The sequence below is a fragment of the Aquimarina algiphila genome, from assembly GCF_947494415.1.
Classification (GTDB): domain Bacteria; phylum Bacteroidota; class Bacteroidia; order Flavobacteriales; family Flavobacteriaceae; genus Aquimarina; species Aquimarina algiphila.
In genome coordinates, this window is sequence record NZ_CANLVC010000009.1 from 448,856 (window position 1) to 461,895 (window position 13,040).

Annotated in this window: 11 protein-coding genes; 7 read left to right on the top strand and 4 right to left on the bottom strand. The window is 33.4% G+C overall.

The window, feature by feature from the left end; all coding sequences use genetic code 11:
• Nucleotides 1-61 precede the first annotated feature (61 nt).
• The 3 genes from metG to PQF96_RS23445 form a co-directional block, all read right to left on the bottom strand.
• Nucleotides 62-2,116: a methionine--tRNA ligase gene (metG, locus tag PQF96_RS23435; RefSeq protein ID WP_271768838.1), complete on the bottom strand. Its 2,055-nt coding sequence runs from the start codon at nt 2,114-2,116 to the stop codon at nt 62-64.
• A gap of 103 nt (nt 2,117-2,219) precedes the next feature.
• A complete protein-coding gene (locus PQF96_RS23440) occupies nt 2,220-3,848 on the bottom strand; it encodes a DUF1501 domain-containing protein (RefSeq protein ID WP_271768841.1) in 1,629 nt (542 codons plus the stop codon).
• Nucleotides 3,849-3,855: 7 nt separating this feature from the next.
• Nucleotides 3,856-5,382 (bottom strand): DUF1800 domain-containing protein, encoded by a 1,527-nt coding sequence (locus PQF96_RS23445; RefSeq protein WP_109437941.1) that lies wholly within the window; start codon nt 5,380-5,382, stop codon nt 3,856-3,858.
• Nucleotides 5,383-5,488: 106 nt separating this feature from the next.
• On the opposite strand from PQF96_RS23445, the gene PQF96_RS23450 reads away from it, so the two are divergent.
• The 7 genes from PQF96_RS23450 (at nt 5,489) to PQF96_RS23480 (ending at nt 11,572) form a co-directional block, all read left to right on the top strand.
• The gene (locus PQF96_RS23450) at nt 5,489-6,385 is read left to right on the top strand and encodes a S66 peptidase family protein (protein WP_109437942.1); all 897 of its coding nucleotides are present in this window, start codon (nt 5,489-5,491) and stop codon (nt 6,383-6,385) included.
• A gap of 2 nt (nt 6,386-6,387) precedes the next feature.
• Entirely contained in the window at nt 6,388-6,747 is a 360-nt protein-coding gene (locus PQF96_RS23455; RefSeq protein ID WP_271768848.1) for a YraN family protein, read from the top strand.
• A 93-nt stretch (nt 6,748-6,840) separates the two neighbouring features.
• Entirely contained in the window at nt 6,841-7,956 is a 1,116-nt protein-coding gene (locus tag PQF96_RS23460; protein WP_271768850.1) for a helix-turn-helix domain-containing protein, read from the top strand.
• A gap of 84 nt (nt 7,957-8,040) precedes the next feature.
• Entirely contained in the window at nt 8,041-8,970 is a 930-nt protein-coding gene (locus tag PQF96_RS23465) for an NHL repeat-containing protein (RefSeq protein ID WP_271768851.1), read from the top strand.
• A gap of 160 nt (nt 8,971-9,130) precedes the next feature.
• The gene (locus tag PQF96_RS23470; protein WP_271768855.1) at nt 9,131-10,249 is read left to right on the top strand and encodes a helix-turn-helix domain-containing protein; all 1,119 of its coding nucleotides are present in this window, start codon (nt 9,131-9,133) and stop codon (nt 10,247-10,249) included.
• Between the two features lie 79 nt (nt 10,250-10,328).
• A complete protein-coding gene (locus tag PQF96_RS23475) occupies nt 10,329-11,261 on the top strand; it encodes a virginiamycin B lyase family protein (RefSeq protein WP_109437947.1) in 933 nt (310 codons plus the stop codon).
• Nucleotides 11,262-11,401: 140 nt separating this feature from the next.
• The gene (locus PQF96_RS23480; protein WP_160114284.1) at nt 11,402-11,572 is read left to right on the top strand and encodes a hypothetical protein; all 171 of its coding nucleotides are present in this window, start codon (nt 11,402-11,404) and stop codon (nt 11,570-11,572) included.
• Between the two features lie 201 nt (nt 11,573-11,773).
• Here the strand turns inward: PQF96_RS23480 and PQF96_RS23485 are convergent, their stop codons facing one another.
• Entirely contained in the window at nt 11,774-12,964 is a 1,191-nt protein-coding gene (locus PQF96_RS23485) for a serine hydrolase domain-containing protein (RefSeq protein WP_271768858.1), read from the bottom strand.
• Between the last annotated feature and the right edge of the window lie 76 nt (nt 12,965-13,040).

Sequence of the window (13,040 nt, forward strand, 5' to 3'; positions counted from 1 at the left end):
TCTTCTTATGAATGTCATAAGAATCAGATTTGTTACCAATTTTGCAACTTTTTTTAAAAAACTAACTAACGATCGCGCCTGGATTTACGTTGTCTTCGTCAGGATTTAGAAATACGATTTTACCTTCAGGATTTTCTGTCATAAGGATCATGCCTTCGCTTTCTACACCACGTAGTTTTCTTGGGGCAAGATTGACCAGTACGGTTACTTTTTTACCCACGATTTCTTCAGGAGTAAAATGCTCAGCAATTCCAGAAACTATCGTTCTTGTGTTAATTCCTGTATCCACTTTAAGGACCAGAAGTTTCTTTGCTTTAGGCATTTTTTCTGCTTCTACGATGGTTCCTACCCTAATATCTAATTTGGTGAAATCTTCGAAAGTAGCAGTTTCTTTCTGTGGCTCTATGGCTTTGTTTTCTGCAGCGTTTGCCTTTTTAGTAGCTTCTAATTTATCTAATTGGCGTTGTATTTCTGTATCTTCTATTTTTGAAAATAATAATTCTCCTTTTCCAATTTGATGTCCTTCAGGGAGTAATACATCTTTTGTTGCAATTTCTTCCCAGTGTAACCCAGAATGATCAAGAATCGATTTTAGTTTGCTACTTGTGAATGGTAGAAACGGTTCTGATAATGTGGCAAGTGCCGAAGCAATTTGTAGTGCTACATACATAACAGTTTTAGTACGTTCTTCATCAGTTTTAATGGTCTTCCATGGCTCTTCATCTGCTAGATATTTATTTCCTAACCGGGCTACATTTAATAATTCCTGACTAGCTTCTCTAAATCGATATCGTTCTATAGAACTCGAGATCACAGCAGGGTAGGCTTTAAGCTCTGCTAGGGTTTGTTTATCAATTTCAGATAATGTGCTTGGCGCCGGTATGATACCATCATAATATTTATTGGTTAATACAACCACTCTATTAATAAAGTTACCAAATATGGCTACTAACTCATTATTATTACGCGCCTGAAAATCTTTCCAGGTAAAATCATTGTCTTTGGTTTCAGGAGCATTTGCTGTAAGCGCATATCTTAAAACATCTTGTTTATCAGGAAATTCCTCAAGATATTCGTGTAGCCATACTGCCCAGTTTTTTGAGGTAGATAATTTATTTCCTTCAAGATTTAAAAACTCATTGGCTGGGACATTTTCGGGTAATATGTAACTTCCTTCTGCTTTGAGCATACTCGGGAAAATAATACAGTGAAACACGATATTATCTTTTCCTATAAAATGAACTAATTTGGTATTTGAATCTTTCCAATAAGGTTCCCAGTCTTTTCCTTCTCTTTCTGCCCATTCTTTAGTAGAAGATATATATCCAATAGGAGCATCAAACCATACATATAACACTTTTCCTTCGGCCCCTTCTACTGGCACAGGAATACCCCAATCTAAATCACGAGTTACTGCTCGAGGACGAAGTCCGTCATCTACCCAGGATTTGATTTGCCCATACACATTAGTTTTCCAATCTTTTTTATGACCTTCTAAAACCCATTCTCTTAGAAAACTTTCGTATTGATCTAATGGCAAAAACCAATGCTTTGTTTGTTTGGTTATTGGTTCTGCTCCGGAGATAGTAGATTTTGGATTAATTAAATCTGTGGCATTAAGAGAACTACCACAGTTTTCACATTGATCTCCATATGCTTCTTCATTACCGCATTTTGGACATGTACCTGTTACAAATCGATCTGCAAGAAATTGATCAGCTTCAGGATCATAGAGCTGTTCTGAAGTTTCTTCTATAAACTTACCATCTTTATAGAGTTTTTTGAAGAATTCTGAAGCAGTTTCATGATGGATAGGAGCAGAGGTTCTCGAGTAATTATCAAATGAAATCCCGAACTCCTCAAAGGATTTTTTTATAATAGCGTGATATTTATCAATAATAACTTGAGGAGAAACTCCTTCTTTTTTAGCTCGCATTGGGATTGCAGCACCATGCTCATCACTACCACAGATAAAAGCAACATCTTTGCCTGTAATTCTTAAGTAACGTGAATAAATATCTGCAGGGACATAGACACCTGCAAGATGGCCTATGTGAATTGGGCCATTGGTGTATGGTAAAGCTGCTGTAATCGTGTATCTTCCGTTTGTGCTCATAATGCTAAAAAAATAAGGCACAAAGGTAATAAAAACACTTGCAAAATATGACCACAGCAACGTCCAATTATTTTGGACACTTACTGTGGTCTTGTATGTTGATTTATGAGATTACAATCGACCTGCTAAAATTGCCGATATTGGTCTGAATTTGATATACATATGGTCCTGTACTTAATCTCGTACTTGCCGCTTGTTTTACGTCAATTACCAAATCATCTCCTTCCATAAGCATCTCATTACTCAATATGGCAACTTGTTGTCCAATTACATTGTATAGCGATACTTCGACATGCATTGTCATCGGACTTACAATATTAATATACGTTTGATTATCACTGTACGAAACAATATGAGTAAGATTTTCTCCATCATTTGGGATGTTAGAAGTGGTGCCAGAACAGTTAAATCCTAAATCTAAAGATTCAAAAGGACCACCATCGGTATCTAATAGTGCTCTTCCTACCATTCCTTCATCAATACATAGCCAATCTTTCATAACCGAGGCATACACTCTTCTAAAGTCCATGGTATTGGTTACATTTCCTCCTCGTGTCAAACTATTTAAGTCAGGATGTTCACCTACAAAACCATTTCCGTTAAGCGCAGTTCCAAAGAACATGGTTGGTGCCGCAGTACCATGATCTGTTCCCAGAGAACCATTTTCTCTAAATCGTCTACCAAATTCTGACATGGTCATAGTAAGTACTTTATCATCCCATCCGGCAGCGGTTAAATCTGCATAAAAATTATTTACAGATTCAGAGAATGAATTCAATAACTCCTGGTGTCTTAGCGGTTGATTATTATGAGTGTCAAACCCACCTAAAGTAATCAAGAATACTTTGGTACCTAGGTTTCCTTTAATTAATCTTGATATGATACTGAATTGTCGTCCTAAACTATCATCCAGATATCCGCCAAAATCAGAAGATCTATTGTAAGCAGCACTAATCACTTCGGCATAATTGAAGGTCGTATTTGTTGCTTCTCTTAGGAATCTTAATCTATCACCATAAGTACACTCATCAAGTCCTTCTAAATCGTAAAAAGTTTCATTTTCTATAATTTGAAGTAATCTATCCGGATTAGAAATCGCAAAAGAATAATCACTTTCAGGGCCTTTAAAAATTAAATTTCCAATACTTCCTATTTGAATAGAAGGAGGACTTGGAGGTGGATTAAAAAAGTAATCAGGATAAATTTCGCCAAAATATCTACCCATAAACCCGGTACGATCATCTTCTCGTAGATTAGTGTTTGCATAAATATCTGATCCTTTAAAATGTGATAACGATGAATCTTCATATCCAACACCATGAACTACTTTCATTTTTCCGTCACCCCATACACTTTCAAGCTTATTCATGGGTTTTGGCATAGCAAAATCATCATCAAGAGTAATAAATTCACTGGGTGGTATTCGTATTAAAGGTCTTGCATTGGCATATACATCATAATCATAAACTGGGATTATGGTATTAAACCCATCATTACCTCCACTTAAACGTACAAAAACACAAATATTCTCATTTGTAGATTGACTTAGCGCTATAGATAATGGAGAAGGTCTTGAAACAGAAAGCGGTGTATTAGCAAGCATCATCGATCCTCCACCTGCTAGCCCTAAGGCTTGTAGAAATGATCGTCGGTTCCATTTTTTATGATCGTCGGTATTACAGTTACCGTCTTTATCTAATTTTATATTTTGATTGTGATTAGTTTCACACATGGCAATTTTATTTAAGTTGAAATTCAGGGATGTCTACAATGTAGTCTAAGAACGCAAGAAATTGTTCTGATACCTCGGGTCGGTCTAGTCTCCATATCGCAGGGTCAGTAGCTCCTACGTCATAATAACTGGGAGGAAAGGCTGGAACATCTCTAAAGACACCAGAAATTTCATTAAAAATAACAGGGTCAGCTATACCTCGAGGGAAGAAGTAATTTACTAATGCTCGAACTACAATGTCCACTTCTGAACCACTTAGCGTATTGACAAGATTTCCTTCAGATAATTCTCCTATGGGTAAACCTACAACAAAATCTCTAAATTGTTGCTGATCCTGAGCCCATGCTCTATTGACAATAAATCTTGCACTTTCCCAACGACCTATTAAAAGATCGGGACTAATCCAATCTTCGTCACCTTGCCAACCTTCTACATCTACAGGATTTAACACGTCCTGTCCCAAAATGCGAACAGTACCTCGTACATAATCATTAACGTCTGTATCAGATAATGTAAACCCTAATTCATTAAAAAAGCAAATCATCAAATCACAAGGACTTTTAATAATTGATCCTATTGCATTTTGATCAAAAAAGTGTTCACTTTTAAACAGCTGACTAAGTACCGGTGCAATTTGAAAACCATTGGTGATAAAAGTCTGAGCCATTTGATCAACTATAGCTTCATTACACGTAGGGCTCACAAAATATGCATATAATTTGGTGCAAATAAAAGTGGCTACCTGAGTTTCTCTCTGTGTAAATAAAATATTGATGACATCATCATATGTCCAGTTTCCGGTTTGCCCGAAAATAGTTTTAGATTCGTTACTAAACTGTGCTGGATTAAATAGAATATCACCCCATGGTATATCATTGGTATTTACATACCCGGTAAGTGCTTTTGACGTTTCCTGAATATCATCTTCAGTATATGCATTATCGACACCAAGAGTGAATAGCTCGTATAATTCTCGAGCATAATTCTCGTTAGGACGATCTCGTATATTTTCATCACCATTAAGATATACCAACATAGCATTGGTAATTCCTATATCTGATACAAAATCTCTAAAATTCCCCAATGAGTGCATCTGGAGAAGATTATAATATTGGTATTGATAAGCAGGACTTCTATAAACATCGTCTTCTGTAACAAAATGATTGCTCCAAAATAGCGTTAATCGATCTCTAACTTTGTTTTGTATCAAATCACCAACCATTTGGTTTTTCCATTGGCGGCGGTAGAATCCAACAGTGTTTTCTTCATTAGCGTTTTCGGCCGCTTCAAACTGGTCTCTATTCCAATTCCACCACAAAGGTTGAGCTGTAGGAATTAAAGCAAGAGCGTCACCAATTAATTGATCTATTAACGCAGAAGGAGTCTGCGTTAAGGCAGCCGTAACTTCGGCTTTTGATGCTCCAAAAGCAATCCTACGATACAAATGATGAATTTTGTTTACGTTCCAGGGATTAGCTGGAGAAGGGACATATTCGGCTAAGGAAGCTAGATTACATGTAGTATCTGACATCATAGACAACAGGTTTATTAATAGAATTTAGGGACAAAATTGTGTACAATATAATAGATTATAACGAAAGTCTTTGTTAATTAGTATCGTAAAATTGAAAATTTAAGAAATGTTTACCCCTGATTCTGTTAAAGTTGGAGATAAAATAGCTATTGTTTCTACGGCTAGAAAAATTAATATGAAAGAAGTGCGTGAAGCAATAGCACTGCTAAAAAGCTGGGAACTAGACCCTATACTGGGTTCAACAATAGGAATAGCAAACAACCAGTTTGCTGGGACAGATCAAGACAGAATAGAGGATTTTCAAAGAATGCTTGATGACAAAGAAATTAAAGCAATTTGGTGTGCACGAGGGGGTTATGGTACAGTAAGAATTATTGATCAGATAGATTTTTCTAATTTTTGCAAATCCCCAAAATGGATTATTGGATATTCTGATATTACAGTATTGCATTCTCATATTCATACTTTGGGAATACGGTCATTACATGCTCCTATGCCAATTGATATTCATAAAGGGACCAAAACAGCGCAAATTTCTTTGAAGGATACTATTTTTGGAAAAAAAATAAAATATACTATCCCTTCTTCAAAAAAGAATATTGCTGGAGCCTGTACAGGTCAATTGATAGGAGGAAATTTATCTATTCTATATTCTTTATGCGGTTCAGCATCTTCCTTAGATACTTCGGGTAAAATTTTATGTATCGAGGATTTAGACGAATATTTATATCATATTGATCGAATGTTATATAACCTTAAACGAAACGGCTATTTTGATAATCTATCAGGATTAATTGTGGGAGGGATGACCAACATGCATGATAATAATATCCCATTTGGTAAAAAGGCAAAAAGAATCATTTTGGATATAGTTTCAGAATACGATTTCCCGGTTGCATTTAAATTTCCATTTGGGCATATTGAGGACAATAGAGCTCTGGTTTTTGGTGCAGAAGCCTCTCTTACAGTAAAACATGATGAAGTGGTATTAGAATATATATAATTATGGCAGAACATAATGCTCTAGGTAAAAAAGGAGAAGAATTAGCAGTTAACTTTCTTATCAATAAAGGATATAATATTTTGGAGAGAAATTATAGATATTTAAAATCCGAAGTAGATATCATTGCCAGAAATGAAGATATAGTAATAGCAGTAGAAGTAAAAACACGAAGTACACCAGAGTTCGGAAATCCACAAGACTTTGTAAAGCCTAAGCAAATGCAATCGTTGGTTAGGGTTATGGATCATTATATTACAGAACATGATTTTGATGTAGAAGTACGTTTTGATATTGTAGCGATTATAAAAAATAAACAAGGGACCAATATTGAGCATCTTGAGAGTGCATTTTATCATTTTTAGAAGAATAAAATCGTGCTAATGTATACCCTAGGTCGAGAATTATTTTTAATCAAATAATTTTACGTAAGTTTTAATTTCTTTTTAATACAAACTATGGATGTTATTGATTTTGTGGTCTTTTTGGGAATTAGTCAAGGAATATTTTTGGCAATAGTACTTCAGGTATTACAAAATAAAAACAGGTTAGCCAATAGAGTATTGTCAATGATTTTAATTATCGCTTCTATAATGCTGACAGGTCGATTTTTCTTCACTGTGGGGTTTCCCAATATATTCTTTTTTAGACTTGCTCTCTTTGTGGATATACTAGTGTTTATATTTGGCCCCCTATTCTACCTTTATTATCGAAGATTGATATTTAATGAAAAAACAAAATATATCTTAAAGTACACCTATTTTATTCCGGCATTAGGGATGGTAATATATCATTTATGGACATATCAGTATTCCTATGATGAATTTTTTTTGATGTTTCAGAACGGAAGCCTTACGGGACCTTTTTTAATTGTAGAAACCGTTGGAATCATTTTTAATTTTTATTTTGGTTATCGTTGTTTTCAATTATTGAAAATGTATCAAAGAGAAGAAAAAAATAACGTATCATATTCTCAACATTTAGCCACATATCTCAAAACAATTTTAGTTATAAGCGCTTTGTTTTTATTGCTTTGGATCGCAAGTTATATATTGGCATATTTCTTTAATATTTATTCATCTTTCTTAAGTTATAATGCAATATGGATAGTAGTTTCTGTTTTTATTTATGTAATAGGTTTTTATAGTCTCAAACAACCTGATATTTTTAGAATGCCACTATTGCGAAAGGAACAAGCTAAAAATAGAGAAAGATTAGAAGGGCAGATCTTACAAGAATTAAAAGCAGGATTAGAAAAACTTATGATTGAAGAGAAAATATATCTGGACCATAAACTAACCCTAGTTGATCTGGCTAAAAATTTAGAAACCTCTACTAATAATGTTTCATGGCTTCTTAATAATATTCATAAAACAACTTTTTATGAGTATATTAATACGTATAGAGTGGGAGCATTTGTAGAAAAGATTAAGAGTGGCGAGCATCATCAACATACACTACTGGCATTATCAATGGATTCTGGTTTTAATTCTAAATCTACTTTTAATAAGGCATTCAAAATGATAGTTAAAGATACCCCAAGTGGTTATGTGAAAAAAATAGATTCTTTATAGATGTAAAAGGGTTTAGATGTACCCAAGCGGTCGATTTTTTTGTTTTTTGAAAATACTTTTATTGAAACTTTAAAAAACAAAGAAATGAGAACACTTTTAAAAAAGGTCGCGTATGTAACAACTTCGTTAGCTCTCTTATTTAGTATTTTGCTATTACATCTATCTTGTAGTGGAGATGGGATTAATCCTGATCCCGAAGTAAAAACATTAATTAGTGATTTTGCAGGGAATGGTGCAGTATCTGTTGATAGAATTGGGAATGTATATGTTTCAGAATACGGACGGTTTGTAGATACAGGAGGTAGTGGTACTCGAATTTTTAAACTATCTCCAAAAGGAAAAATTTTGGATACAATACTTGGCCTGTCAGGACCTATGGGAACTGCAAAAGATTCTAAAGATAATTTGTACGTTAATAATGCTAATAATACAGTAAATGGTCAAGTATTACAGATAAAACCTAATGGAGATCGTGAAATTATTGCAACTATAGATGGATGGCCTAGTAGCATGACTATAGATTCTTATGACAATTTGTATATTTCTAATTATACGGCTCCTACGGTTCATAAAATTTCTTCTAGCGGCGAAAAGACAGTATATGCAAACGATCCAAGATTATTAGGAGGTGTGGGGATTGATTTGGATAGTAAAGGAAATGTAATTGTTGCTAATTTTTATACGGCAGATATTTACTCTATTGATAAAAAAGGTGAGATTTCTTTGATTGCTAATATACCAGATATTGTAATTCAGAATTTTGGTATTGGTTATATTACTGTAATAAATGATACTATTTATGCTACAGGAATTGCTGTAAATTATATTTATAAAATTTCAATGAATGGTGAAATAGAAATTCTGGCAGGTACTGGTGAAGTTGGACAAGTCGACGGCCCTTTGTTAGAGGCATCTTTTCATAATCCAAATGGCATAGCTGCTAACAAATACACTAAAACTTTATATATCTCAGAATATACAGGAAGTGGAGGTGTGCGTAAAATAAAACTGTAACCAAATTAAGTCTTTTTGATAATTTGTTTGGTAACTTAATGTAATAGCTGCTAAAAAAGAAAAATACATAATTTACATTTCTGGAAGTGTGATTTGATCCATTCGGTCGAAAAATATAAGATAATATGATAGCTTTGTAGTAAATCATAATCATTTTTTGATGCCAACTTTTGAATTCATTGACCTTATACTTTTTTTTGGAATAAGCCAGGGTGTTTTTTTAGCAGCTACTATTCAGATTATAAAGAATAAGAACAAGGCTGCAAACAGAATACTGTCGATAATGTTGATGCTTGCAGTTTTTATGCTATTAGGCAGAATGATTTTTTTTAAATTTTTGACGGCTAGATTATTTCAATGGGCTATTCTTATTGATTCGGTAATTTTTATTTTCGGGCCGTTATGCTATATGTATTTTAGGCGATTGATATTTTCTAAAAATGATACATTTAAGCTTTCATGGCTTCATTATGTGCCTCTTATTCTTCATTTTTCATTCTCATTGTATATTTTTTCTTTTCAAGTCGATGATTTTTCAGATAAGTTATTATCTGGATACTTCAATATACCTTTTTTAAGTATTGAAGGAGCAGGGATTGTTTCTAATATATACTATTGGATTCTTAATATGAAGATTTTAAAATCATATATTCATAAAGAGAAAAACCATGTTTCTTATACTCAAAGTCTGGTGTCATTTTTAAAGTTTTTTCAAATCATAATCTTTATCGTTATTACGATTTGGATGATTAGCTTTACTTCGATGCAATTTTTTAGTTATTCTATAAAATTCATTAATTATAATTCAGTTTGGGGTACGATTTCTGTATTCATATTTGTAATTGGGTATTATAGCCTTAAAGAACCGGAGTTGTTTAGAATACCTTTTCAAAAAGAAAAGACAAAATCACAACAACGGTTACCACAAGATCAGATTATTTCTATAGGAAAAGAGCTAAATTACCTCATCCAAAAAGAAAAGATATTTTTAAAACCGAATTTAACGCTTCGCGATCTTTCCATACAATTAAATACTTCTACTCATAATATTTCGTGGTACCTTAATCATGTATCAAAAAGTAATTTTTATGACTACATCAATCATTTTAGAATAAAAGAATTTTTATCAAAAATTGATAACGATGAACACCTTCATCATACCATACTTGCCATTGCTATGGAGGTAGGCTTCAATTCAAAATCTACTTTTAATAAGGCCTTTAAATTCGAAGTTAATGATACGCCAAGAAATTATATTAAAGGATTAAAAGTGGCTTAAAATAGGTGCGAATACATCCAAACCGTCGATTTTTAGAAAGGGTCTAGATACTTTAGAGCAAAACTTAAAATCATTCATTATGAAAACATGTATTAAAAACATTAGAGTAAAAGCATTGATGCTTTTTATGGTATCTACAATATTAGTATCCTTAATTTCTTGCCACGGAGATGGATTTGATCCTGATCTCGAAGTAGAAACTGTAGTTTCTCCTTTTTCTGGTAACGATGCAGTTAGTGTTGATAAGCATGGTAACATTTATGTCTCTGAGTTTGGTCAATTTGTCGGGTCAAACGGTAATGGAACCAGGCTTTTTAAAATATCCAAAAATGGAGATGTTACAGAACTAGCTTCAGACTTAACAGGGCCATTAGGAAATGCAGTTGATGCACAGGGTAATCTATATGTCGTTAACGGGAGTGGAGATGGAGCAGGGGATATTCTAAAAATTACTCCGGATGGTACACAAACTACGGTAGCTATTATTGAGGGTTTCCCATCAGGACTCACTTTGGATCATGATAATAATTTGTATGTATCAAATTTTGCAACTCCAACAGTCCATAAAATTACTCCAGAAGGCGAAGTAACTGTATATGCATCTGATCCAAAATTAGCAGGTGGAGTAGGTGTGGATTTTGACCGTAAAGGAAATCTAATTGTTGGAAATTTTGCTACGGCCGATATTATATCAATAGATCAGGAAGGAAATGTTTCTCTTATCACTACTATTCCTGATGTAGTGGTTAATGGCTTTGGAATTGGATATATCACTGTTGTTGGAAATTCTGTTTTTGCTACCGGGATTGGAGTAAATAAAATATTCAAAGTTTCTATGGATGGGACGACAGAAGAATTTGCGGGTACAGGAGACCCTGCACAAACTGATGGGTTACTAGAAGAAGCTTCGTTTAATGGACCAAATGGTATTTCTTCTGATCCTTATAATAAAGCAATTTATATTTCAGAATTCGGAGGAACCGGTGGAGTGAGAAAAATTAAACTCTATTAATTTGATATTAAGGGGTTTTCCTGTATACATTCGGTCGAATTAATCAATAACACTACTTAGATTTGTGATTAACTATAAGAATTGTAATGGGTAGACCAATCTGTTATAATATTAATTATTCATCTTAAAACCATAGTGTTATGTTACAATTAATTTTAAATCAAAAAGGAGTACATGTATTATGTAAGCATCAACAAAAATCAGTTAAAGGAAAAGGAGGAAGAAATTCTCCTTGTCATTCTGGGGATGATTGTGATTTTGGTTTGGTGTGTGCAGGTTGTTATTGCAGACCAATTGGAGGGGCAGTTTGATTAAAAAGGGTAGAGGTTAATTCAATTTTGAATAAGAAGTTTAGACCACTTCTAACAGTCAGTATTTAATATTCTAAAAAAAACAGGGATGAAATTTTCCCTGTTTTTTGTTTCATTTGTATATAATTTTATGCTTATACAATGACTTTTAGAAGCGCGATGATTAGTGTAATTAATAATAAGAGTATACTTTTCATAACATTAGGATTTAGATATAAAGAGTTTTGCGATATCATAGGCATATTTAAATAAGTCTGATGAAGAACCACTTCGGTTCATAAGTAAAGAAATACTCATATTATATTCTGGGAATAAAATTAATAAAGATGTAGATCCTAACGCCGTTCCTCCATGATGAATGATTTGTGTTCCTGATAATCCTTCTATCTTACTTTCTATGATATCATTGCGCCATCCAATTGCATAATTTTGTTTATTAATTTGCCCATTTTTTAGAGCAGTAGGTTGTATAAGAGCATGCATGGTCTCTTTTCTAAGTAATGTATGGTTTAGAAATGCATTTCCTACTGTAACCAAATCTGTTGGAGATGCTAAGAATCCTCCGCCGGCCCATTTATTACTATTGTTTACTTTATAAACCTCTTTGTATTTTTTGTTTTCAATATCATAAAATTTTGATAGATGCTTTGATGGATTCATTTCCTTTTCTGCTTCAATATTTACTCCCAATGGATCAAATACAGATACTTGCATAAAATCCCGAAACTCCTTTTGTGCTGCACCTTCAATCATTGCACTCAATAAGGTATAGTTGTATGTACTATAGCTAAAATCTGTCCCTGATGGAAATAGTAGTTCATCATCATTAAAAATGCTCACACTTTCTTCTACAGTAGCATATTCTTCATTATTATAATATTCCCATATGGGAAAACAAAAACAAGTTCCATAATTACGTATTCCCGAAGTATGAGAAGCAAGTTGTTTCATTGTTACCTCAGAAAGATCAGTGTTAGCATAAGGTACAAATTGATTGACTTTAGAGTTAAAATCAAGCTTGCCATTTTGAAGTAAAACCCCTAATCCCATGGAAGTGACTGCTTTGGAGGTGCTTCCAATTCTAAATTTTGTATCCAAACTTGCTTTTGTATTATTTTCTATATCCTGGTACCCCATAACATTGGACCAAATAAGTTTGTTGTTTTTACCTACTGCCACAGAAAAAGCAGGTGCTTTAAGATTGTTGAATATATCTCTGAAAAGACTATCAGCTTTTTTTGAAATTGAATCCTGATGGACTTTAATTGGTTCTAGAGTATTCGTATTAGGCAGTTGAGACCATCCCGTAGTATAAACTGCTATTGGTTGAAACAGGTAAAAACTTAGAGGAAGTAGTATAACCAAAGCTGAAATTATAAGTGTCTTTTTCATTTTATTAAATTTAAAATTGGATATAAGATGTGCTGTCATTGAAAAAATATTCAATGATTTTGAGAGGTATTAAAAA

Excerpts from the sequence above, each read along its gene's own strand:
- PQF96_RS23465 (WP_271768851.1), top strand. The coding sequence starts at position 8,041 with ATGAGAACACTTTTAAAAAAGGTCGCGTATGTAACAACTTCGTTAGCT.
- PQF96_RS23480 (WP_160114284.1), top strand. The coding sequence starts at position 11,402 with ATGTTACAATTAATTTTAAATCAAAAAGGAGTACATGTATTATGTAAG.
- PQF96_RS23485 (WP_271768858.1), bottom strand. The coding sequence starts at position 12,964 with ATGAAAAAGACACTTATAATTTCAGCTTTGGTTATACTACTTCCTCTA.
- PQF96_RS23460 (WP_271768850.1), top strand. The coding sequence starts at position 6,841 with ATGGATGTTATTGATTTTGTGGTCTTTTTGGGAATTAGTCAAGGAATA.
- PQF96_RS23445 (WP_109437941.1), bottom strand. The coding sequence starts at position 5,382 with ATGATGTCAGATACTACATGTAATCTAGCTTCCTTAGCCGAATATGTC.
- PQF96_RS23470 (WP_271768855.1), top strand. The coding sequence starts at position 9,131 with ATGCCAACTTTTGAATTCATTGACCTTATACTTTTTTTTGGAATAAGC.
- PQF96_RS23450 (WP_109437942.1), top strand. The coding sequence starts at position 5,489 with ATGTTTACCCCTGATTCTGTTAAAGTTGGAGATAAAATAGCTATTGTT.
- PQF96_RS23455 (WP_271768848.1), top strand. The coding sequence starts at position 6,388 with ATGGCAGAACATAATGCTCTAGGTAAAAAAGGAGAAGAATTAGCAGTT.
- metG (WP_271768838.1), bottom strand. The coding sequence starts at position 2,116 with ATGAGCACAAACGGAAGATACACGATTACAGCAGCTTTACCATACACC.
- PQF96_RS23440 (WP_271768841.1), bottom strand. The coding sequence starts at position 3,848 with ATGTGTGAAACTAATCACAATCAAAATATAAAATTAGATAAAGACGGT.
- PQF96_RS23475 (WP_109437947.1), top strand. The coding sequence starts at position 10,329 with ATGAAAACATGTATTAAAAACATTAGAGTAAAAGCATTGATGCTTTTT.